This window comes from Streptosporangium roseum DSM 43021, assembly GCF_000024865.1.
GTDB lineage: Bacteria > Actinomycetota > Actinomycetes > Streptosporangiales > Streptosporangiaceae > Streptosporangium > Streptosporangium roseum.
On the sequence record NC_013595.1, the window covers coordinates 2,972,708 to 2,995,604 of the forward strand.

15 protein-coding genes and 1 pseudogene are annotated in these 22,897 nt (G+C 72.4%); 8 read left to right on the forward strand and 8 right to left on the reverse strand.

Annotation, left to right across the window (positions count from 1 at the left end; translation table 11 throughout):
- Positions 1-8: 8 nt before the first annotated feature.
- Both SROS_RS13275 and SROS_RS48600 read right to left on the reverse strand, forming a co-directional pair.
- A complete protein-coding gene (locus SROS_RS13275; protein ID WP_012889447.1) occupies positions 9-2,333 on the reverse strand; it encodes a VIT domain-containing protein in 2,325 nt (774 codons plus the stop codon).
- On the reverse strand, positions 2,330-3,061 hold the full coding sequence (locus SROS_RS48600) for a MerR family transcriptional regulator (RefSeq protein ID WP_012889448.1): 732 nt from the start codon (positions 3,059-3,061) through the stop codon (positions 2,330-2,332). The genes SROS_RS13275 and SROS_RS48600 overlap by 4 nt, the downstream gene beginning before the upstream one ends.
- A gap of 113 nt (positions 3,062-3,174) precedes the next feature.
- Here SROS_RS48600 and SROS_RS13285 point away from each other — a divergent pair, with 113 nt between their 5' ends.
- Complete coding sequence (locus SROS_RS13285; protein ID WP_012889449.1) at positions 3,175-3,642, forward strand: Dps family protein; 468 nt, start codon at positions 3,175-3,177, stop codon at positions 3,640-3,642.
- 236 nt (positions 3,643-3,878) lie between these two features.
- On the opposite strand, the gene SROS_RS53845 is transcribed toward SROS_RS13285, so the two are convergent.
- Positions 3,879-7,016, reverse strand: a complete 3,138-nt coding sequence (locus tag SROS_RS53845; protein WP_043651961.1) for a KAP family P-loop NTPase fold protein — start codon at positions 7,014-7,016, stop codon at positions 3,879-3,881.
- Between the two features lie 198 nt (positions 7,017-7,214).
- Here SROS_RS53845 and SROS_RS13295 point away from each other — a divergent pair, with 198 nt between their 5' ends.
- Positions 7,215-8,348, forward strand: coding sequence for an alkaline phosphatase PhoX (locus SROS_RS13295; protein WP_012889451.1), 1,134 nt, complete (start codon positions 7,215-7,217; stop codon positions 8,346-8,348).
- A gap of 152 nt (positions 8,349-8,500) precedes the next feature.
- Here SROS_RS13295 and SROS_RS13300 read toward each other — a convergent pair whose 3' ends face one another.
- Positions 8,501-9,625 (reverse strand): alkene reductase, encoded by a 1,125-nt coding sequence (locus SROS_RS13300; RefSeq protein WP_081453411.1) that lies wholly within the window; start codon positions 9,623-9,625, stop codon positions 8,501-8,503.
- Between the two features lie 140 nt (positions 9,626-9,765).
- Here SROS_RS13300 and SROS_RS53850 point away from each other — a divergent pair.
- Both SROS_RS53850 and SROS_RS53855 read left to right on the forward strand, forming a co-directional pair.
- Positions 9,766-9,909, forward strand: a pseudogene (locus SROS_RS53850) (hypothetical protein); the annotation flags it as partial.
- A 10-nt stretch (positions 9,910-9,919) separates the two neighbouring features.
- Positions 9,920-12,685: an ATP-binding protein gene (locus SROS_RS53855; protein ID WP_281048010.1), complete on the forward strand. Its 2,766-nt coding sequence runs from the start codon at positions 9,920-9,922 to the stop codon at positions 12,683-12,685.
- Positions 12,686-12,909: 224 nt separating this feature from the next.
- Here SROS_RS53855 and SROS_RS13310 read toward each other — a convergent pair whose 3' ends face one another.
- Both SROS_RS13310 and SROS_RS13315 read right to left on the reverse strand, forming a co-directional pair.
- Entirely contained in the window at positions 12,910-13,992 is a 1,083-nt protein-coding gene (locus tag SROS_RS13310; protein WP_012889453.1) for an LLM class flavin-dependent oxidoreductase, read from the reverse strand.
- A gap of 55 nt (positions 13,993-14,047) precedes the next feature.
- The gene (locus SROS_RS13315; protein ID WP_012889454.1) at positions 14,048-14,737 is read right to left on the reverse strand and encodes a TetR/AcrR family transcriptional regulator; all 690 of its coding nucleotides are present in this window, start codon (positions 14,735-14,737) and stop codon (positions 14,048-14,050) included.
- A gap of 62 nt (positions 14,738-14,799) precedes the next feature.
- Here SROS_RS13315 and SROS_RS13320 point away from each other — a divergent pair, with 62 nt between their 5' ends.
- Positions 14,800-16,986 carry an MMPL family transporter gene (locus SROS_RS13320; RefSeq protein WP_043651968.1) on the forward strand — a complete coding sequence of 729 codons (2,187 nt, stop codon included), beginning with the start codon at positions 14,800-14,802 and terminating at the stop codon, positions 16,984-16,986.
- Between the two features lie 61 nt (positions 16,987-17,047).
- Here SROS_RS13320 and SROS_RS13325 read toward each other — a convergent pair whose 3' ends face one another.
- Complete coding sequence (locus SROS_RS13325) at positions 17,048-17,947, reverse strand: bifunctional helix-turn-helix transcriptional regulator/GNAT family N-acetyltransferase (RefSeq protein ID WP_012889456.1); 900 nt, start codon at positions 17,945-17,947, stop codon at positions 17,048-17,050.
- Between the two features lie 147 nt (positions 17,948-18,094).
- Here SROS_RS13325 and SROS_RS13330 point away from each other — a divergent pair, with 147 nt between their 5' ends.
- Positions 18,095-19,042, forward strand: coding sequence for a lactonase family protein (locus SROS_RS13330; RefSeq protein WP_052316931.1), 948 nt, complete (start codon positions 18,095-18,097; stop codon positions 19,040-19,042).
- Positions 19,043-19,313: 271 nt separating this feature from the next.
- Positions 19,314-20,339, forward strand: coding sequence for a 6-phosphofructokinase (locus SROS_RS13335; protein ID WP_012889458.1), 1,026 nt, complete (start codon positions 19,314-19,316; stop codon positions 20,337-20,339).
- Positions 20,340-20,536: 197 nt separating this feature from the next.
- Here the strand turns inward: SROS_RS13335 and SROS_RS13340 are convergent, their stop codons facing one another.
- Positions 20,537-21,394: an MHYT domain-containing protein gene (locus SROS_RS13340; protein WP_012889459.1), complete on the reverse strand. Its 858-nt coding sequence runs from the start codon at positions 21,392-21,394 to the stop codon at positions 20,537-20,539.
- 584 nt (positions 21,395-21,978) lie between these two features.
- On the opposite strand from SROS_RS13340, the gene SROS_RS51645 reads away from it, so the two are divergent.
- A complete protein-coding gene (locus tag SROS_RS51645; protein WP_012889460.1) occupies positions 21,979-22,407 on the forward strand; it encodes a hypothetical protein in 429 nt (142 codons plus the stop codon).
- The last annotated feature ends 490 nt before the right edge of the window (positions 22,408-22,897 follow it).

The window sequence follows — 22,897 nt, forward strand, 5'->3', positions numbered from 1 at the left end:
GTCATGCTTCACTTCTTCCAGAACGGGCGACGCCCCCCGGACCGGCTCAGTGCCTCCAGCCCCTCGACGGCCCGGCGCCACAGCGCGTCCACGTCGCCACTCGTCTGCAGGTCCCTGGCCAGGGCCTCAAGCTCCGCGTGACCGCCCAGGTAGACGGCCAGGGCCGCGAGCCGGCTGCCCAGGTCCTGAAGGTGGCGCAGCCGGTCGGCGGGGCCGAGGGACTCGGCGGCGCGCAGCCGCCTCAGCTCCTCGGTGAGCTCGGCCCGGGGCAGCTCCCTCGGCGGTACGGCCGCCGCCGGCGCGGGGCGGGGCGACATCATCGCGCCACGCGGGGCGAGGCTGTCGGCCGCCATCTCCCTCGGCGCGCCGCCCATCCCGCTGGCCGCGAACTTCGGCGCCGCGCCGGGGGCCGCGAGCCCCGGGGGGGCCATGGGCGCGCCCGCCGGCGGCTGGGCCATCGCGGACAGCATCATCATCGGCGCCGCCGCGACCGGGCTCTCCCAGCCGCCGGGCAGCTCCACCGGCTGGATGACGTGATGTCCCGGCCCGCCCTCGGCGACCACCCTGCTGTCGATCGCGACGAACGCGGTGAACCGGCAGAGCACGCCGTACCTGAGCGAGACGCCGACGATCTCCTCCTCCAGCGAGTGGTCACCGGCGGCGTAGCGGTCCTCCAGGGCGCGCAGCCGGGCCCGCGCCCAGATCGGGCGCATCGCGCGGCCGTCCACGCGCGCCCCGGCGACCCGCCGCTCCCACGGCTGCCCGGTGGAGTCCAGGCCGTGTACGGCCAGCGCCCCGCCGGAGGCCCCCCGGTACCGTCCCAGGACGGTGAGCGGCACGCCCGCGTAGATCGAGCCGAGATGGCTGACCGTGCCGGGGACCAGGTCGAGCCCGTCGGCCTTGAGGGACAGGTCGGTGACCAGGGGGGCGCCGATCCTGCGGTGGATGTGCTCCATCGCCTCGTCCAGGCGGTCCTCCGACTCCACCAGCTCGCACCGGCCCGAGCCCAGGCCGGCCAGCCTGCCGAGGAACCCGGCGTTGACCGCCCGGTCGATGCCGACCGTGTGCACCCGCACCCCGGCCAGCCGGGCGCCGATCCGCTCCAGGATCTGGTCCTCGTTGCCGACCTGCCCGTCGGTGACGAGCACCAGGACCCGGTCCCTGCCGGACTCGGAGAGCAGCGCGACGGCCTGCTCCAGCGGGGCCAGCATCTCGGTGCCGCCACGCGCCTCCAGCCGGGCCAGGTGCTCCACCGCCCGGTAGCGGTTGCGGTCGGACGCCTCGGAGAGCCCCTCGCCGAGCCCCTCGGGCTGTTCCACCACGCCGTCGAAGGAGAGCACCGCGAACCGGTCGCCTCCGGTGAGCGTGTCGACGATCCTCGCGGCGGCACGCCGGGCGGCGACCATCTTCCAGCCGGTCATGCTGCCCGAACGGTCCAGCACCAGCACGACGTCCTTGGCGTTGGCGGTGGCCGGCGCCGGGTCGGGGACGACGGTCAGCGCGAACGTGCCCTCGTCGCCGTCGTCCGCGTCGGGGACCAGCGCCAGCGAGGTGGAGGCGTCGAAGGACAGGCGCAGGATGAAGTCGCGGTCCAGCCGCTCACCCGGCTGGAGGCGGACCGTGTCCCCCTCCTCCCGGACCACGTGCAGGCTGGAACGGACCTCGCGCAGCTCCAGCCCTGCCGGGTCGACGGCGACCGCGAGCGAGAGCCGTACCGGGTCGGGGAAGCCGGGCAGCAGCACCGGGGGAGTGATCCGGGAGGCGTCCGGGACCGCCTCGGTGTCCGGAGCCCAGCCGTCGCCGGCCTGCTCGCCGTCGAGCAGGGTGCCGGGGATGTAGCGGGGGGCGACGACCAGCGGGAAGCGGAAGGTCGCCGCGCCGTCCTCGTAGGGGAGCGGCTGGTTGAGCGTGAGGTGCACGGTGACCCGCTCGCCCGGCACGATGTTGCCGACCCTGATGGTGAAGACGTCGGGCCGGTCCTCCTCGGCGATCGCGGCCCGCCTGCCCTCGGCGAGCGCCCGGTCGTAGTCGGCCCTGGCCTGGCCGCGCTCCTTGAGGACCCCCTCGATGACCCGTCCGTCGGCCTCCATTTTGAAGGCGGTCACGGCGGCCCGGTCGGGCAGCGGGAAGACGTAGGTCGCCTCAAGCGCCACGTCGTGCGGGTTGCGGAAGCCCTGGACCACCTCCACCCCGGCGATCAGGCCGGACACGGCGGCGGTGACGTCCACGCTCTCCAGCGGCAGGTTGCCGCGCTCGGTGACGAGGGCTCCCAGCCCCGCGTCCGGGACCGGCTCGCACTCCTCCGGTCGTAGCGTTGCGATCGAGGTAATCATGGCAGCTTCCCTTCCGGAGGGGCGAGGTCGTGGTGGCGCAGGACCGAGAGGAGCGCCTCGGAGGCGGCGGTGATCTCGGCGAGGTCGTCGGGTGCGGGGGCGCGGCCGCCGCCGTCGAGCAGCAGCGTCACGCCCGTCGCCAGCCGTACGCCGTGAACGATCGCGGCGGGCGGTGGGTGGGGCGGCTCGTGGGGCGGCGGGGTGGCCGGCCGGGGGGCCGGTGATCGCGGTGCGGCCGGTCGGGAGGCGGCCGGTCGGGGCGCCGCCCGGCCGGGAGGGGCGGGCCGTGGGGCGGCCGGCGGCGGGGCGGGCTTCGGGGCGGCGGGGCCGGCCTCCGGTGTGGCGGAGGCCGGGGCGGGCGCGGCGGGCGGTTCGGCCCAGAAGCGCGGGCGTGCGGTCCTGGGGGCGGTTTTCTCGGCAGGGGGCTCCGGGAGGCGGGCGATGGACTCCAGGACCTGGTCGGTGGCGCCGGTCAGCTCGGCCTGGATCTCGGCGATGGTCCGGCCGTCGGCCTGGCGGCGCTTGACGGCGATGAGCTGGAGCAGGTGGCGCCTGCCGTACATGGCGACGCGGCCGCGGCGGGCCGACGGGGGGTCCAGCAGGCCGATCGTGGCGTACCACCGGATGAGGCGCTCGTTGGGCACGTCCCTCACCCGCCCGTTGAGCTGGGCGGTGGGGGTCAGCGCCGCGGAGGCCCGCTCCGCCAGTTCACCGATGGTCCATTCCATGTCTCGATAGTGACACTGTCACTGTGACAGTGTCAACATAAGCGGCGCATAGCTGGGTAGGGACGTTTCAGTACAAATCGGAAACTGATGTCGAAACAGGGGGAGGACATCCCATGTCCGCGATCACCAGTCCGCTCAAGCCCGAAGACAAGAAGGTCGTCTCCGTCGCCCTCCAGGGCGCGCTCGTCGACCTGCTCGACCTGTCGCTCCTGGGCAAGCAGGCCCACTGGAACGTGATCGGCCACAACTTCCGCTCGCTGCACCTGCAGCTCGACAAGATCGTCTCAGCGGCCAGGAAGCACGCGGACACCGTCGCCGAGCGCGCGGTGGCCATCGGATCCAACCCCGATGGCCGGGCCTCCACGCTCGCGAGCACGACAGAGGTGCCGCAGCTGGAGACGGGTTACATCAACGATGGCAAGGTCGTCGCCGCCATGACGGACATCCTCGGATCCATCATCCGCCGGATGCGCGAGCGCATCACCGCCACCGACGAGCCCGACCCGGTGACCCAGGACATCCTCATCGAGATCACGCAGGACCTGGAGAAGCACCACTGGATGATCGAGGCCCAGCGCTAGATCGTCCCGGCGCCGGGAGGGCGCCCCGGACCCACGCGGTCCGGGGCGCCCTGCCGTTCCCGGGGGCTTACGCGGCATGCCCGGTGGTCGCGAGGGCAGGGAAGCGACACGAGCGGAACGAGGAGAAACGAGGAGAATCCTGCAACTGCCGGCTACGCGTGGCAGGGGCCTTCCTCCCGTAATCGCAAGTAGACCTCCGGCGCCACGGCGGGCCGGTGGGGATCGGTTTCCGGTGCTCAGAGGAGGTGGCGGGCGAGCCCGGCGATGGGGTGGGGGCAGGAGAGCAGGTCGCGCAGGGTGTCCAGGTGGGCGACGCCCGGGGTCTCCGGACCGGCCAGGCCCGCCTCGCGGACGGTCCGCTCCCAGCCGCGGTCGTCGTCCGCGGCGCGTTCGAGCCGTTGCAGCACGCTCACCCCGTCGACCTCCTTGACCAGCGGCGACAGCAGGTGGGGCCAGTGGATGGTCAGCGCCGCGAGCTTGGCCACCTCGCCGTCGGAGGCGGGCGCCGCACCGGCGAGGGTGCGCCGGTAGACGAGGAAGGAGTAGAAGCGGAAGACGTTCACGTAGCGCTTGATCTCGCGGGGGTTGAAGAAGGTCATGACCGGGAGCACGAACTCGATCGCCCGGTAGGCGTTCTCGTCGCTGTAGAGGTCGTCGAAGACCCGGTCGGCCGCCTCACGCGTCGCCGAGGCCAGCCCGCCGATCGCGTCCAGGGCCTCGATGCCCAGGATCTCCTGCGCCTGCCTCGCCGCCTCGTCCAGGTCCGCGGCCGTCGGCCGCAGTGCCCAGATCGCGTCCTCCAGGCGGCTCACCAGCGCCGGATCCGGCGGTTCCACCGGCCGTGACCTGGGTACGGCGAGCGGCACGTCGACCGGCGCGCGCGACCCCGGCACGGCCTCGTCCTCGGCCCCGCGTGGTTCCGGCACGGCTCCCCGTGGTTCCGGCACGCTCCCGCGCGGCGGCGGCCCGCTCTCGCGCGCCTGCGCGCTGGCCTCACCTGACCGGAGCCCCGTCGCACGTGGCGGCCGGCCGTGCCGCCGGGGCGTGGCCCCGCCGGGCAGGCAGCACTCCACGGGCTCGCGGGGCCCGGCGATCCCGGGCATGCCCAGCAGCGCCCGCACGAAGCCGGGCAGCCGGTCGGCGTCGTCCAGCAGCGGCACGCTCAGCGGCAACTGCACGATCTTCTCCAGGAACCGCCAGCCCAGCCCGGAGCGCCCGTCGTCCGGCATCGTCCCCACCAGCTCCGGATAGGCGGCCTCCACGTGCGCGGCCACCACCTCCGGCTCCATGGCCAGCACGAACACGCAGTTGGGGAACTCCCCGGCGAGGAACAGGTTGATCGCCTCGATGACCTGCGCCACCGTCCCCGGCGAGCACCGGTCCAGGTCGTCGACGAACACCACCAGCGGCCGTTCCTCGGTGGCGATCAGATCGAGCACCTGCCGCATGTCGGTCTGCACCAGGTGCAGGAAGCCGGTCCTGGAACCGTAGCCGGGGGTGGTCACGGCCTCGGCGGCGAGCCCCTCCGCCACACCGGGGGACAGCAGGTCGGGCTGGCGGACCAGCCCCTGGAAGGCCGTGTCCGCCGACTCCCGGAAGAACCTCGCGAGCCGTACGGCGCCCGCCGCGACCACGGCCACCGAACCGGCCGAGCCGATCCCGGCGGCCGCGTTCCGCAGGAGGGCCCCGAACGCGGGCAGCAGCGCGGAGGCCGTGAGAAAGGCTCCGGTGAGCACCAGGGTGGCGACCAGGCCCAGCGCCAGCGGGACCAGCCGGGTCATCGCCAGGTGGTAGGCACGCCGGCGGACGGCCTCCCGGTCGATCCTGGCAAGGTTGAGCTCCAGCCAGAACCGTTCCCGCTCCGCGAGGGGCAGCCGCCGGGTGACCTGGCCGATGATCTCGTGGGCGAGCCCCGCCCACACCTGCTCGCCGTTCTGGTACATCCACGGGTTGAACCAGACGGTCGGCCGCCAGTCCGCCCGCCGTACCGGAAGGGCGCCCGGCTCGGCCTGGCCCGTGCTCTCCCGGGGCCGCTGCCGGGATCTGGCCAGCACCTCCGCGTTGGTCAGGGCCCTGTCCCGGCGGGAGCCGGGCAGATGGATCTCCGCGGGGCGGTCCCCGGCGGCCCCGGGGTCCAGCAGATCCTGGATCATCCGCATCAGGGAGGTCTTGCCGGTGCCCCACGGCCCCTTGACGCCGATCGTGAGCGGCGGCCGCGTCTCGGGATGGCGGACGAACGCGGCGATGGCCTCGGCGTAGACCCGGTGCCCGAGCTGGTCCTCGGTGGTCCACCGGTCGGCGGTGAGCCTGGCCCGCGGCTGCACGGCGCGCCGCCCGGCCCGCAGACGGCGCAGCACGGCGGAGGTCTGGGCGCGTTCGGCCGCCGACAGCCGCGAGTAGCCGAAGGCCCGCACGTCCGGATGGACGAACATGGTCGTCTCGCCGAGCAGCCCCCAGTGCCGGAGCTCGGCGGCGTCGCCGAGGACCTCGTCGATCGACTCGCCCTCGTCGAGCAGGGAGGCCCTGCGCAGCAACTCCCTGGCCGGCTCGCTCAGGTGGAGCTCGTAGATCCGCCGGACGATCTCGGCGCCCGAGGCCGGGGGCGCGGGGTCGCCGAGCCGGGCCAGGACCCGCGCGAAGGCGGCGTGGGGCGGGGTGGACAGGTCCCGGGCCCGGGTCAGGGCGACGCCGGTGACGGCGCCGTAGGCGATCAGGATGGGGGTCCGCGGGGCGGAGGCGGTCTCGTAGTGCCGCAGCGCGTAGGCATGCAGGTCGCCGACGCTGATCATCCCGTCGCCGTCCAGGTCGGCCGCCCGGGTGGCCAGCCCCTCGGCGAGGACGCCGGTCAGGCTGGGCGCCCGGCCGGAGAGCGTCTCGCCGAGTTTCAGGGTCAGGGTGAGAGCGGCCGCGGCCACCCGGGGCTCTCCCGCCACGGCGAGCTGCCGGACCGGCGCGGCGGAGCCGTCCAGCGCGCTCCAGCCGAAATCCATGATTAGCAGTACGGCGGCCGCCAGCGTCTCGCCGGCCTGCCGGCCGAACGCGCCGATCATCGATCCGAGCTGCCCGGAGGTCCAGCCGTCGTCGCCGGGCAGGCGGACCACCAGCAGGTCGCGCTCCTGGGCCGAGCGCAGGAACTCCCACACCCGCTCGCCGTCGGCCTGCGCCCCCCGGCTGCGCCCGGAGTCGACGGCGAAGCCCTCGGCGCGCAGCGCGCTCGCCAGGCGCACGTCCGGCGGGGCGGCGGCGAGGGCCGAGACCGGCGGCAGTCCGGGCAGGGGGTCCGGAGGCGGGTCGAGGAAGACCAGGGCCCTGCGGGTGCCCACCCGGGGGGCGGTTTCGAGGATCGATTTCGCGGACGCCAGTCCTTCGCTCAACGCTGCTCCCGTCCCGACGACGATGTACGCCCCACTCTGGACGTCCCGCCGCCGCCGCATGCGGATCTTGGCGATAGGGCGACCTGTTTTGGGAAACGCTTGTCCGCGGGTTTCCGGAAAGTTTGTGTCGGGGCGGTCACCCCGTTCACATGAGTTCGATCAACTGGGCGCGTACCGTGGGGGCAACGAGGAGGCGCCATGCTTCGCCGTACGTTGGTGCGCACCGGAGGTGTGGCCGCCGGGGCGGCCTTCGCCGGGTCACTCTGGCAGGGGGCCGCGCACGCCACCCCGCTGCGCGCCTGCGGCCCCTATGGCCCGCTCGGCGCGCCCGACGCCGACGGGGTCGCGCTGCCCCCCGGGTTCACCAGCAGGATCGTCGCCCGCACCGGCCGCCGGGTCGGCGGGGTGCTCTGGCACCCCGCCCCGGACGGCGGCGCGTGCTTCCCGGACGGCGACGGCTGGATCTACGTGTCCAACTCCGAGATCCCGCTGCTCGGCGGTGCGACGGCGATCGGCTTCGGGCCCGGCGGGGACGTCCGCGGCGCCTACCGGATCCTGTCGGGCACCAACCTCAACTGCGCCGGCGGCCGCACCCCCTGGAACACCTGGCTGTCGTGCGAGGAGGTCCTGCGCGGGCGCGTCTTCGAGTGCGACCCGTACGGCTCGCGCGCCGCCATGCCGCGCCTGGCGATGGGCCGCTTCAAGCACGAGGCCGCCGCCTGCGACCCGGACCGGCAGGTCGTCTACCTGACCGAGGACGAGCCGGACGGCTGCTTCTACCGGTTCCGGCCGACCCACTGGGGCGACCTGACGTCGGGCCGGCTGGACGTGCTCTGCGCCTCCTCCGAGACCGGGGCGGTGACCTGGCAGCGGGTGCCCAACCCGGCCGCGCTGCTGGAGGCGACCCGTCACCAGGTCGACGCGGCCAGGCACTTCGACGGGGGAGAGGGCTGCCACTACGCCGACGGCGTCTGCTTCTTCACCACCAAGGGCGACAACCGCGTGTGGGGCTACGACGCGGAGAACGAGCGCCTGGAGATCGTCTACGATGCCGACACCCCGCTGAACGGTGTGGACAACATCACCGGCACCCCCGGCGGGGACCTGTACATCGCCGAGGACGGCGGCGACATGGAGATCAACCTGATCACCCCCGACCGGGTGGTCACCCCGTTCCTCCGCGTCGCCGGCCACCCCAGATCGGAGATCACCGGCCCCGCCTTCTCCCCGGACGGCAGCCGCCTCTACTTCTCCTCCCAGCGCGGCGCCCGTGGCGACGCCGCCGGGACCGACGGCGTCACCTACGAGGTCAGCGGCCCGTTCCGCCGCTGACCGACGCAGACCGGGCCGTCCCCGGTCGATCGGGGAGGGGCCGGCGGCAAACACCACCTGATCACCGATGCCACCGGCATCCCGCCGGCCGTGATCCTCACCGGCGGTAACCGCGGGCGATGTCACCCAGCCGGTGCCGCTACCGGAGGCGATCAGACCACGACCGGATCGCGATCTTCCTGGGCGGCCAGCACCGGGTAGTCGGTGTATCCGAGCTCGCCACCCCCGTACCAGTGCTCCGTGCGCACCGGGTTGAGCGGCGCGCCCCGACGGAACCGTTCGACCAGGTCGGGGTTTGCCAGGAACGCCCGGCCAAGCGAGATCAGGTCGGCGCCCGCCGCGAGCAGCCGCTCGCCCGCGTACCGGCCGCCGTCGGCAGGGAACGGAGTCGGCCAGGGCAGCGCCGGGTTGGCGATCAACACCGAAGGCCAGTCGCCGCGGATGCGGTGGAACAGGGGTTGGGCGGGGTCGGCGAACACGACGTGCAGGTAGGCCAGGCCCTTGTTCGCCAGCGCGCCGACGAGCGCGGGATAGACGCGCTCGATGTCGTGCTCGCGCATGGCGTTGGCCGTGACACCGGGTGCGATGCGTAGACCCACCCGCGCGGGACCGATCGCGTCGGCGACGGCCTCGACCACCTCGACCGCGAAGCGGATGCGGCCGGCCGCCGAGCCGCCGTAGGCATCGGCACGGTGGTTGGTGGCCTCCGACAGGAACTGGTGGATGAGGTAGCCGTTGCCGCCGTGCACCTCCACCCCCTCGAACCCGGCGTCGATGGCACGCCGGGCGGCGGCGGCGAAGTCGGCCACGGTGGATCGGATCTCCGCGACGGTCATCTCGCGGGGCACGACCCCCGGCCTGGACCCGCCAGGGGTGAAGATCGGGTCGGGGAACGCCACCGGCGAGGGCGCGAGAGGCATCAGCCCGGTGGTGTCCGGGTGGCCGATCCGGCCGCCGTGCTGCAACTGCAGGAACATCGTGCCGCCCGCGGCACGAACCGCGCCGGTGACGCGCCGCCAGCCGGCCACGTGCGCGTCGTTATAGATGGCGGGAATGTCGGGATAGGTCTGCCCGACCGCGTTCGGCGTGCTGGCCTCGGCGATGATCAGCCCGGCGGACGCGCGCTGGGCGTAGTACGTCGCCATGATCGGCTCGGGGATGCCATCGGCTGACGCGCGGTTGCGCGTCAGCGGTGCCATGACCAGCCGGTTGGGCAGGTGGAGAGCGCCGAGCCTGGCGGGTTCGAACAGGCGGGAGGTCAACGCTGTGCTTGACATGGTCATCGTCCGATCTCTCATGTTCTGTGGCAGTGACGACTGTGCTCCTGAGCGCTTCGGAGTGCCTGATGGTCCGCTGATGGTCCGCCGCCCGGCCCTGTACGGTGACCACTGTGTGGTTCGGAGTGCTTGGTCCACTGATGGTGCGGGACGACGAGGGCCGGCCGGTCAAGGTCCTCGAGGTCAAGGTCAGGGCGCTGCTCGCCGATCTGCTCGCGCACGAGGGGCGGCCGGTCGCCGCCGATCGGCTCGTCGACGACCTGTGGGGGGCGGAGCCGCCGGGCAACCCCGCCAATGCCTTGCAGGCCAAGGTCTCCCAGCTGCGCCGGGCTGTCGGCCGCGACCGCGTGGTCTACCAGGCGTCGAGCTACCTGCTGCGCCTCGGCCCAGCCGACGAGGTGGACGCGGACCGGTTCCGGGCCCTGGCGGCCGGGGCCCACTCCGCCGACCCGGCGACGCGCCGTCCAGCTCCGGGCCCTCTACCTGGCCGGTCGCCAGGGCGAGGCGCTGGCCTCGTACGAGGAGCTGCGCCACCGACTGACGGACGAGTTCGGCGTTGACCCCAGCCCGGAGCTGGCCGCGCTCCATCAGGCGATCCTGCGCCAGGACGCGTCGCTCGGCCCGCCTCCTGGCGTCCCTGATCGCCCCCGGGCGAATCTTCCCGCCCAGCTCACCGCCCTGGTCGGGCGCCGGAATGCCCTGGAAGAGGTCGACAAGCTCCTCAGTGGTGCCCGCCTTGTCACGCTGATCGGGCCGGGCGGGGTGGGCAAGACGCGGGTCGCGGTGGAGGCCGCGACACGGATCGCGGCGCGAGCACCGCTGGAAAGTTCGTCGCAGGGTCCGCAGTTCCCCGATGGGGTCTGGCTGGTCGAGCTCGCCGACCAGCGCGCGGGCGTGGCCGACCTCGCGCAGGCGGTCGCGGCCACGCTCGGCCTGAGCGGCGACGTCCCAGCCGGCTCGCCGGGCCCCGGTACGCCCTGGGCGCCCGCCGACCGGCTCGCCGCCGCCCTGCGCGAGCGCCGGATCCTGCTCGTGCTCGACAACTGCGAACAGGTCGTCGACCCGGCCGCCGAGCTCGCGGACCTGTTGCTGCGCGCCGCACCGGGGTTGGGCGTCCTGGCCACCAGCAGGGAGCCGCTCGGCCTGGCGGGCGAGACCGTGTACCTGGTCGAGCCGCTCCAACCTGCCGACGCGATCCGGCTGTTCACCGAGCGGGCCACCGCGTCCGCCCCGGGCTTCGCTCTCGACGGCGAGACCCGCGAGGCGGTGGCCGAGATCTGCCGCCGCCTCGATGGCATCCCGCTGGCGCTCGAACTGGCGGCGACCCGGGTGCGGGGCCTGGGTGCGCGGGAGCTGGCGGCGCGGCTGGAGGACCGGTTCCGGGTGCTCACGGCCGGACAGCGGGGCGCCCCGGCACGGCAGCAGACCCTGCGGGCGATGATCGACTGGAGCTGGGAGCTGCTCAGCGAGCCGGAGCGGGTGGTGCTGCGCCGCCTGGCCGTACCCGCCGGCGGTTGCACGCTGGACGCGGCCGAGGCGGTGTGCGCGGGGGCCGGAGTGCCCCGCGAGGAGGTGCTCGACCTGGTGACGCGCCTGGTCGACCGGTCCTTGGTCGTCATGGCCGACAGCCCGGCGGGGCCGCGCTACAGGCTGCTCGAATCGGTGGCCGCGTACGCGACGGAGCGCCTGCGCGAGGCGGAGGAACTCGCCGGGGTCCGCGAGCGGCATCTGCGCCACTACCTGGACCTCGCCGAACAGGCCGAGCCCCAGCTCCGCGGTCCTCGGCAGCAGGCGTGGCTCGGCCGCCTCGACGCGGAAGCCGCCAACTTCCGCTCGGCGCTCCAGGAGGCGGTCCTACCGGATGCGGCCGCCCGGCTGGCCACCGCCCTCTGCTGGTGGTGGCTGCTGCGCGGCAGGCTGAGCGAGGGCCGCCGCGCCCTGTCGGCGGTGCTCGCCGTCGCCCCTGAGGCCGCCGAGCTGCGCGTGCTGGAAGGCGCGTTCACGCTGCTGACAGGCGACCGCTCCAGCTCACGGCCGTCGCTGCCCTCCGGGATCGACGCCCCGGTACGGCGGGGCCGGGCGTTGTGGCTGCACGCGTACGGCCTTTTCCACGCCGGGCTCCCGGACGCCAGCGAGGAGGTCAACGCCCGTGCGCTCGACCTCCTGGCCACCGATGAATGGGGCACCGCGGCCGTACTCGGGCTGCGAGCCATGAACGCGCTGGCCCGTGGCGACCTCGACGCCGTCGCCCGGGACGGCCTGCGCAGCGCCGCGCTCTTCCGCGAGCTCGGGGACCGCTGGGGCGAGTTGCAGACCGTGTCACCGCTCTCCACGCTCGCCGAGATCAAGGGTGACTACACCGAAGCCGCCCGCCGCCAGACCGAAGGGCTACGCATCGCCCAGGAGCTGGGGCTGGCGGCGGAGGTCGCCGCTCGCCACTCCGGGCTCGGTCGGCTGGCGCTGCTCTCCCATGACTGGGATCGCGCCCATGACCTGCACGAACGGGCTCTGCAGCTGGCCACGGAGCAGGGCTACGTCTACGGTGAGGTGCACGCGGTCATGGGGCTCGCCCTCGGGGCCCGCCGTTCCGGCGACCTCGACGCGGCGGAGGCGTACCTGATCCGGCTCCGCGACGAGCTCATGTCCTCGGCGGCCGGCGAGCACCTGCTGCTCGTCGAGCTGGGCTTCACCGCTGAGCTGCGCGAGGACGCGGCGCGGGCCGCGGACTGTCAACTGCGCGGGCTGGAGGTCGCCCGTTCGTTCGGGGAGCTGCGGGCTGTGGCCCTGTCTTTCGAAGGGCTGGCGGGCGCGGCGGCGCTGTCCGGGGACGTGGGCCGAGCCGAGAGCGCGGCGCTGCTGCTCGGCGCGGCGGACGCGGCGCGGCGAAGCGTGGGCGCGCCGCTGCCGCCCGCCGAACGTGGTGACGTGGATCGGATCATGGCGGTGACGAGAGCCGTCCTGGGTGAGGCCGCGCACGCCGAGGTGTTCCTGCGCGGCACGAGACTGACCCCGCAGGAGGCCGCGCACCTCGCCCGGACTGTGCTGTCCGACGCGTCCTGACCGCGCACTCTGAGTGGCTTGGCCATACCGCCGAGGCCGGGCAGCCATCACCCTCCAGTCCGCGACACTCGGCCGTACAAGGCGCTACTGCCAACTTCGGTGCCGTACTGCCAACTTCATGGAGGCCAGACACGTAACTCGACTTCCTCGCGGCCTCAGAGTCGATCTTGGTGACAGTTGTCTCCGGCAGGTGACAACTATCTCCGGGAGTCTCATCAGGGCGCTCATGCCGCGGGGACGGGGGCGGCCAGCCGGGGCAGGACGGAGTCGCCCACCCGCCAGGCCTCCTCCAGGTGCGGCCAGCCGGACAGGATGAACTCCGACAGGCCGAGCCGTCCGTACTCGCGGATGCGCTCGGACACCTCCGCGTAGCTGCCGACCAGCGCGGTACCGGCACCTTCGCGGACCAGCCCCACCCCCGCCCAGAGGTTGGGTGATATCTCGAGCGCATCCGCGGAACCTCCGTGGAGGCCGGCCATGCGGCGCTGCCCCACGGAGTCCATCCGGGCGAACCGCGCCTGGGCGGCGGCGATCCGGCCGGGGTCCATGCCGTCGAGCAGGCGGCGGGCGTGCGCCCAGGCCTCCTCGGCGGTGTCGCGGGCGATGACGTGCAGCCGGATGCCGAACCGCAGGTCCCTGCCCGCCTCGGCGGCGAGCCGCCGCATCCGGGCGACCCTCTCGGCGATCATCGCCGGAGGCTCCCCCCACATCAGGTAGACGTCGGCCTGGGCGGCGGCCACCCGCTCGGCGGCGGGGGAGGCCCCGCCGAAGTAGATTTCCGGGATGCCGGGCAGCGGCGTGGCCAGTCCGCCCCCCGACACCCGGTAGTGGACGCCCCGGTGGTCGAACCGCCGGCCGGTCCAGGTCCGCCGGAGCACGGCCAGGAACTCCTCGGTCCGTCCGTAGCGGGCGTCGTGGTCGAGGAAGTCGCCGTAGGCCCGCTGCTCCTCGGGGTCGCCGCCGGTGACCACGTTGAGCAGCAGCCGCCCGCCGCTGATCTCCTGGAAGGTCTGCGCCTGCTGGGCGAGCAGGGTGGGCAGGGTGAAACCGGGCCGGAAGGCCACCAGCAGGCGGAGCCGTCCGGTCCGCGCGGCGATGGCGCTGCAGGCCACCAGCGGGTCGGGGCAGCCCGCTCCGACGGGGGTCAGCGCGGCGTCGAAGCCGGCGGCCTCGGCCGCTCCGGCCACCTGGACCAGATAGTCGAGCGTCGCGGGCCGGGCCGCAGCCGCCCCCGCCGCGACCGTGGTCGTGGCGGGTCTGACGTGGTGGCCGTCGCCGGTGGTCGGGAGAAACCAGTGGAAGCGCATCTTCGCCTCATGGAGCAGGGGGTGGTGCTCCCGATACTAACCCCATATTACCTATCTACAAAGAGGGAATTAGTGCGGGCGTCAGGTAGCCCAGCAGCATGGCCTTCAGTTCGGTGATCAGCTCCTGTGATCTCGCCGGTGGGGCCGCGGTGATCAGGGGCATCGCCGCCTTGACCGCCGCCAGCGCCATCATGGCCAGTACCAGGCGGCGCTCCCCGTCCAGGTGGGGGGCGCGCAGTCCGAAGAGTTCGGCCAGCTGTCCGGCGATCCCCAGGTGGAGCCGTTCCGAGGCGGCCGCCAGGCGGTCGCCGGTGGACGAGCCGTGCAGCAGTGCCCAGTAGGCCGGGCGGGTGGTCTTGTAGGCGACGATCTCGTCGATCAGCCGGTCGATCATCTCCGGCAGGGGCATCCGTGCGACGTCGCCGGTGAGCCGGGTCTCCCAGTGCTCGCGCCGCCCGTCGGTGAACCGGCTGAGCAGCCCCTGCAGGATCTCGTCCTTGTTGCGGAAGAACTGGTACAGCGAGCCCGGGGACATCCCCGCCCGCGCGGCGACCGTGTTGGTGGTCATCTCGGCGTATCCCACCTCGGCGATCACCTGTTCCGCCGCGTCGAGGATCTCCTCCATGCGCCTGAGGCCACGCGCCTGCCGCCTCACCGTGCGCTGCTCTTCGGGCATGCGCCACCCCGTTCCCCGGTCATGCGTCGCCTCGGCGGGCACCGGCCTGCCGTTGACAAATGCGAGCATTTACTTGTATTTCTGTCTCGGATCATAAAACACGAGTAGTTTACCGACTTTCGGGGACGATCATGAAAACTGACGTGCGCGCCGTCGCGGCGCCACCGGCTCCTCCGCCCCTGCGCCGCCTGGGTCACCTGCTGGTCCGCCGGAGGCGGCTGGTGATGGTCGTGTCCCTGCTGGCGACGCTCGCCATGGCCGTGCTGGCGGCCGGAGCGGTGGGCGGGCTGTCGCTGGCCCGGTTCGAGGCGCCGGGCTCGGAGTCCGACCGGGCGGGAGCCGAGCTGGCCGAGCGGTTCGGCACCGGCAGCGCGGACCTGATCCTCCTCGTCACCGCCAGAGGCGGCGACGTGAACACCCCCGCCGTCGCCGCCGCCGGGCAGGCGCTGACACGGGAGCTGGCCGCCTCCGGCGGCGTCGCCGAGGCTGCCTCCTACTGGACGCGGGGCCGTCCCGCGACCCTGCGCAGCGAGGACGGGCGCCACGCGCTGGTCGTCGCCCGCATCCCCGGCGACGCCGACGCCGTCCGTTCCCGGATCCTGCCGGAGCTGGTCCCCCGGCTGACCAGGGGCAACGAGGTGATCTCGGTCAGGTCCGGCGGCGGCGAGGAGGTGTTCCGGCAGACCGTCCCGCAGGCCCGGCAGGACTTCGTCCGGGCCGAGATGGTGATCTTCCCGCTCGTCTTCGTGCTGCTCTGGCTGTTCCTGCGCCGCGCGGTCGCCGCCCTGCTGCCGATCCTGGTGGGCGTGTTCGCCATGGTGACCACGCTGGCCCTGCTGCGCGGGGCGCTGCTGTTCACCGACATCTCCACCTTCGCGCTGAACCTCACGCTCGCCATGGGGCTCGGTCTGGGCGTCGACTACTCGCTGTTCGTGATCTCCCGCTTCCGGGAGGAGGTGGCGCGGGGCCATGATCTCCACGAGGCCGTCGCGCGCAGCGTGGAACGGGCGGGCCGGACGGTGATCTTCAGTGGCGTGACCGTTGCCGCCTCCGTCGCGGTGCTGCTGGCGCTGCCGTTCGACTTCCTGCGCTCCTTCGCCTACGCCGGGATCGCGGTCGTCGCCGGCGGGGTGATCGGCGCGGTGATCGTGCTGCCGGCGATCCTGGCCGCGGTGGGCCGCCGGGTGCTGCCCAAGCGTGACCGTGGTGAGCGCGCCGAGGGGTTCTGGCACGCGCTGGCCACCCGGGTCATGCGCAGGCCGGTGGTCTACGGCGGCGCGGCGGCGCTCGCGCTGCTCGTGCTCGGCTCGCCGTTCCTGGGGCTGCGCTTCGGCGTGGCCGACGACCGGATCCTGCCCGCGTCCGCTCCCGCCCGGCAGACCCAGGAGGTGATCCGTGCCGGATTCCCCGCCGAGGAGACCGACGCGCTGCAGATCGTCTCGACGGGCCCGGCGGTGGACGTGGCGGGCTACGCCACGACGCTGTCCCGCCTGCCCGGCGTGGCGCAGGTCGACTCCGCGGCCGGCTCGTTCGCGGCGGGGCGGCGGATCGGGGACGGGGACCCGGCACGGTTCGCCGGAGCGGAGGGGACCTGGCTGTCGGTGGTGCCCTCGGCCGAGCTGATGGAGGCCGATCCGGTCCGCCTCGTCGAGCAGGTCAGGGCGGTCCCGGCGCCGTTCGGGGTGCTGGTCGGCGGCTACCCGGCCGAGCTCGCCGACTACCGGACCTCGGTGGTCGACCGGCTGCCGCTGCTGCTCGCCGTCATGTTCGCGGTGACCTTCGTGATCCTGTTCCTGATGACCGGCAGCGTGCTGATCCCGCTGAAGGCGACCGTGCTGAACCTGCTGAGCCTGTCGGTGATGTTCGGCGCGCTCGTCTGGGTCTACCAGGACGGCAACCTGTCCGGGCTGCTCGGTTTCACCCCCACCGGCAGCCTCGACCCGAGCATCCCGATCCTGATGTTCTGCATCGCCTACGGACTCTCGATGGACTACGAGGTGTTCGTGCTGTCGCGGATCAGGGAGGAGTACGGGCGCACCGGTGACACCCCCTCGGCGGTCGCGGCGGGCCTGCAGCGCAGCGCCCCCCTCATCACGGCGGCCGGCGCGATCCTGGCGCTCTCCTTCGCCGTCTACGCCTCCGCCCAGGTGCTGTTCGTCCAGATGCTCGGCGTCGGCATGGCCGTGGCCATCCTCGTGGACGCCACGGTCATCCGGGCGATCCTGGTCCCGGCGTTCATGAGGCTGGCCGGTCCCGCCAACTGGTGGGCGCCGGCCCCGCTGCGCCGTCTCCACGACCGCCTGGGCCTGTCCGACTGACCGCCGGGGCCTGTCCGACTGACCGCCGGGGGCGGGCGGACAGGCGCCATGGCGCGGCGGGTCAGAGGTCCCTGGCCCAGACCTCCTCGACGAACCCGTCGGCCGTGTGCTCCTCGACCGGCTCGAAGCCCGCCGCCCGGTAGATGCGGCGGGCGCCGGTCAGCACGTCCCTGGTCCACAGCATGATCCGCCGGTAGCCCGCCGCCTTGGCGAAGTGCAGGCACTCCTCGACGAGCCGCCCGCCGATCCCCATCCCCCTGGCGGCCGGCTCGACCAGGAGCATCCGGAGCTGGGCCGTCTCGTCGTCCTTGTGCACGCAGAAGACGCACCCGGCCCGCTCGCCGTCCACCTCGGCGATCCATCCGGCGTCGCGCCGGGGGTCGTGGCCGTCCACGTAGTCGGCCACGATCCTGGCCACCAGCGCCTCGAACTCCTCGCCCCAGCCGTACTCCTGGCTGTAGAGCACGCCGTGCCGGTGCACCACCCAGCCGAGATCCCCCGGGCGCGGTGGGCGGATGACGTACGGCTCGGCCTTCGGGGCCCGGGTGAGGATCTCCTGGATCGCCGCCATGTTCGCGGCCAGCCGCCGCCGGTCCTCCTCGCTCACCCCTTCCAGCAGGCCGCGCACCTGCGCCGCCGAGCGCGCGTCGAGGGTCGCGAATGTGGCCCCGCCCGCCTCGGTCAGCCCGATGACCTGCCGCCGGCCGTCGGCGGCGGACCGCTCGCGCACGACCAGCCCGTCGGTCTCGAACCGGCCGAGCATCCTGCTGAGGTATCCGGCGTCGAGCCCGAGGAGCCGCCGTAGCTCGCCGGCCTCCACGTGCTCCCGCTGGGCGAGCTCGAACAGCACCCTCACCTCGGTGAGGGAGTAGGGGGTGTCCAGGACGCCCTGGTGGAGCACGCCGATGACCCCGGTGTAGAAGCGGTTGAAAGCGCGGACCGCCGCGATGTGTTCCTCCATGTCTGACAGGATCAACTATTTCACTGACTGAGTCAACTAAATGCTCCTCCTCGCCGCCGGCGTCGGGTTAGAAGACCGGTCAAGCCGGTCAAGAAGGGATGATGAGTCTTCGGGCGGCACAAGTCGCCCCCTTATGGTGACGGGAGCATGATGGCTGAGGTCGCGTATGTCGGTGGATACACCCCGGACACCGGCGGGTCGGGCGCGGGGATAACCCTGGTGGAGCTGGGAAGTTTCGCCCGGCTCGGCGTCACGGTGGCCCCGGGCCCGTCATTCCTCGCCACCCATCCCCGGCTCCCGGTCCTGTACGCGGTGGGGGAGAGCGAGCAGGGCACGGTCAGCGTTCTCGCCCGCGCCGGCGACGGCACGCTGACCCCGCTGGCCCGGCGGCCGAGCGAGGGATCGTCCCCCTGCCACCTGGCCGTCGACCCGTCGGGCACGCTGCTCGCGGTGGCCAACTACGGCGACGGCACGGTGAGCGTGCACGGGATCGACGGGTCCGGCCTCCTCACCGACGTGTCGGTCTTCCCCTACCGGGACGGCGCCCACGCCCACCAGGCCGTCTTCGGCCCCGACGGCGTGCTGTACGTGACCGACCTGGGGGCCGACGAGGTCCGCCGCCACCTGGTCGGCACCCGGGTGACCGAGCACCCCGACGGCCCGGTACGGCTCGCGCCCGGCATGGGCCCCCGGCACATGGCCCGCTCCGGGGAGCACTGGTACGTGGCAGGGGAGCTGGACGGCACGGTCCGCGTCTACGACGACGGCTGGCGCGAGATCCGGGCCGTCCCCGCCAGCGCCGCCGAGGGCCCCAGCCACCCCTCGCACCTGGAGGTGTCCGGCGGGTTCGTCTACGTCGGCAACCGGGGCCCCGACACGATCTCGGTACTCTCCGCGATCACCCTGGAACCGGTCGCCGAGGTCCCCTGCGGAGGTGTCTGGCCGCGGCACTTCGCCATCGACGGCGACCGGATGTATGTGGCCAACCAGCGCTCCGACGGCGTCGCCGTACTGACGATGAAGGACGGGATCCCGCAGTTCGACGGAGAGGTGTTCGCGGTGGGCACCCCCTCGTGCGTGCTGCCGCGGGCCTGACGCCGGCAACCCTCCGAGCCCCGCGCGGGAGGCCTCCCGCGCGAACGCCTCAGGGGCGTGGAGAAGACTGGGGTGAGAGCCGGCGTTTCAGGCCCCGGCCGTTCCAGCATCGATGGCGAGAACCGACATATGAGGACTCCTCCAATTTGGTCTAGACCATTGGCCGCATCAGCAGGCAGAATGCGTTGCGTCGGCGACGGAAATCCCTCACCGGCCGCGTCACCCCATTTAGTCTGGCCGTCTTGCCTCGGAACCACCACCGGAGGATGCCATGCGTATTGGAGTGCTAACCGGGGGCGGCGACTGCCCCGGCCTGAACGCCGTTATCCGCGCTGTCGTGCGCAAGGGGGTCAGCGTCTACGGGCATGAATTCGTCGGATTCCGTGATGGCTGGCGTGGCCCGCTGGAAGGCGACACCATGCCGTTGGACATCCAGGCCGTGCGGGGCATTCTGCCGCGTGGCGGCACGATTCTCGGCTCGTCGCGGACCAACCCGATAAAGATCGACGGCGGCGTCGAGAAGATCAAGGACAATCTGGCGGAGACCGGGGTCGACGCGCTGATCGCGATCGGCGGCGAAGACACCCTCGGCGTCGCCAAGCAGCTCTTCGACAAGGGCGTGAAGGTCGTCGGCGTGCCGAAGACGATCGACAACGACCTCAGCGCCACCGACTACACCTTCGGCTTCGACACCGCCGTCAACATCGCCACCGAGGCGATCGACCGGCTCCACACCACCGCCGAGTCCCACCACCGCGCGCTGATCTGCGAGGTCATGGGCCGTCACGCGGGCTGGATCGCCCTGCACGCCGGCATGGCCGGCGGCGCCAACGTCATCCTCATCCCGGAGAAGCCCTTCGACATCGACCGGGTCTGCGCCTACGTCGAGTCCCGTTTCAAGACCCGCTACGCGCCGATCGTCGTGGTCGCCGAGGGCGCCCACCCCATCGAGGGCCAGATGGCGCTGCAGGCGGGCGAGCTCGACTCCTTCGGGCACGTCCGGCTGGGCGGCATCGGCGAGGTGCTCGCCAAGGAGATCGAGAAGCGGACCGGCAAGGAGGCGCGCACCACCGTGCTCGGCCACATCCAGCGTGGCGGCACGCCCACGGCCTTCGACCGGGTGCTGGCCACCCGGTTCGGCCTGCACGCCATCGACGCCGTGCATGACGGCCACTTCGGCGTCATGGTCGCGCTGCAGGGCACCGACATCGTCAGGGTCGCTCTCGCCGAGGCCACCAAGGAGCTGAAGACCGTGCCGGTCAGCCGCTACGAGGAGGCCGAGGTCTTCTTCGGCTGACTCGCCGGTGGCGGGGGCCGCTCCAGGGCGGCCCCTCCGCCCGCGTGGGCGCGCGGCCGTGACCTCGCGGCACGGCCGTGACCGTCCGATCCCCTCTCGCACGGCCCCGCGCCCCACGGCCCGGCCGGCCGGGGGCGCGCCCTTGTACGGCCCGCTGTGCTGCCCGCGCCCCCGGCCGGGCGGCGCGGAGCCGTACGTCAGCCGTCGTTGGAGTCGAACAGCGACGGTCGCCTCGGGGTCTCGGCCGCCGGCGCGGCCGGAGCGAGGGGCTGTCCTCCCTCGCTTCGCCGGGTCTCCAGCTGGGCCATGAGGGCGGCGTCGTCCGCCAGCTCCTTCGCCGAGGGGGACAGGATGACGGCCAGCAGCAGGCCGAGCGTCAGCAGGCTGACCACGGCCAGCACGGGCAGCATGAAGTCGACGCCCCGCGCCCCGGCGACCGGCGTCAGCGAGATCTGAGGCTGCACCTCCATCGCGAACATGCCGACGTAGTGCATGCCGGAGACCGCGATGGCCATGATCATGGCCGCGCCGCCGGTGGCGGGCGCGCCGCTGACCCGCAGGGTGAACCAGAGCGCCACGGTGGCGGCGGCTATCGCGATCACCACCGAGAGTCCCACCAGCGTCGGGTCGTAGGAGACACGTGCCGACATGTTCATCGCGAACATGCCGATGTAGTGCATCCCGGCCACGCCGAGACCGGTGAGCACCCCGCCGCCGAGCAGGGGCAGAATCCGCTCACCTCCGCGGGAGACCAGGAGCAGGCCCGCGCCGACGACGACCACGGCCAGGACCGCGGAACCGATCGTCATGGGCACGTCGTAGCGGATCTGGCCGCCGCCCACGGCGAATCCCATCATCGCGACGAAATGCATGACCCAGATGCCGGTGCCGCCGATGGACAGGGCCGCGCCGATCAGCCAGCGCGTACGGTGCGAACCCGTGGTGGCCCGGGCCCTCGCGGTCAGCAGGAGACCGAGCATGCAACCGATGCTCGACATGACATAGGCCAGCACAGGGGTGAGCAGGCCATGGGAGAAGTGGTCTACGTGGGACATGTTCCAAGTTTTTCGTGAGGGGAAATCGATGAATTATTGCAGCTAGGGATCGCTTCACGTCTAGGTAGGACTGGAGCGTGGGGGAGATCGAGACACCGTTCTGGTCCGCCGGAGGGTGTCCCGCACCGTACTCCCTGTGGCGCTGCCCCCGCGCGCACGGCGATCGCGCCGATCCCCGCCGCCGGCCACGACCGTCCCGTGGCGGCCGGTCACCGGTCTCGGGCGCGCGGGAATGTGACGATGATCTCCGTCCGCCCCGCCGGGTGGTCGCGTGGCCGGTGGTCCGCCGCGTGGCTTACGCGCTCGTTTACTTGGGCAGCCCGCCCGCATCCCCGGCGGCTGGGCGCCTGTTTCGGAAGGCGTAGCTGCGCGTGATTGAAATCTCACTCACGGTTATTGATCGGAGTCGGAGAGTAAGCATACCGAACCGAGCCTTTTGCCTCCCTGGGATGACCGCCCCAGTTGTCCTCAACTAGCGTCGAATTCAGGTTCCGCGCCATGTCGGCGTCTTCCGTGATACCGATTCGGCGTTTCATCGACCCGGGTATCGCCCCGGGAATTCCATGCGACATGGAGTGATCTCTATGACGAAGCTCAGACACACACTCGCCGCCGGCGCGATGGTGGCCTCGGCCCTTGTCGCCCCCGTGGCGATGTCAGCTCAGTCCGCCAGTGCCGGTACCACCGCTCCGACCACCGCAACCTCCTTCAGTGCCTCCGCGCAGGACTGGTGCTCCAACCACCCCAAGAAGTGCGCCAGGATGCTCAGGAACAACAACAACAATAACAACAACAACAATAACAACGGGGGTCGTGCGAACAACAACAACAACAACAATAACAACAACAACGGGGGTCGTGCGAACAACAACAACAATAACAACAACAACAACGGAGGCGGGAACAACAACAACAACAATAACAACAACAACGGAGGCGGAGGAAACAACAACAATAATAACAACAACAACAACGGAGGCGGGAACAACAACAACAATAACAACAACAACTAGATCTGCTGAGAAAGTCGGGGCGTTCTCTCCGCCGATCCCCCGGGGATCGGGCGGAGGGGCGGAGACGGGGCCGGGCAGCCTGCGGTGAGGCCGTCAGGGCATGTTCGGCACGCAAGGCGACATCCGCGAGATCCGCCCCGGCGGACACCGGTGCGCCCCACGCGTGGCCGCGTCGCCGTCCGCCGCTCCCGCCGTCCTGGCGGGAGAATCACCGAGGAAGAAGAGGCGTCTGTGACCGTCTTCTCCCGGCGGGCGGCGCGTAAGGAGCATCGGAATCGCGTCCGGGTGATCGGGGCGCGGTCGCCGAGTATGACGGCGATCGGCGCGACACCCTCTCGCCGGCTCGGCGGACCGTCGGGCGGGCGCAGGGCCGCCATAGGTGCGGACCCGGCGAACTCCCGACCTTCCGGCCCCCGCTGACGGGCGATCACCCGTCGGCGGGGGCTCAGCATGTCCCGGCCCGCCCGGCCGTCCCGGCGCCGGATCGCGA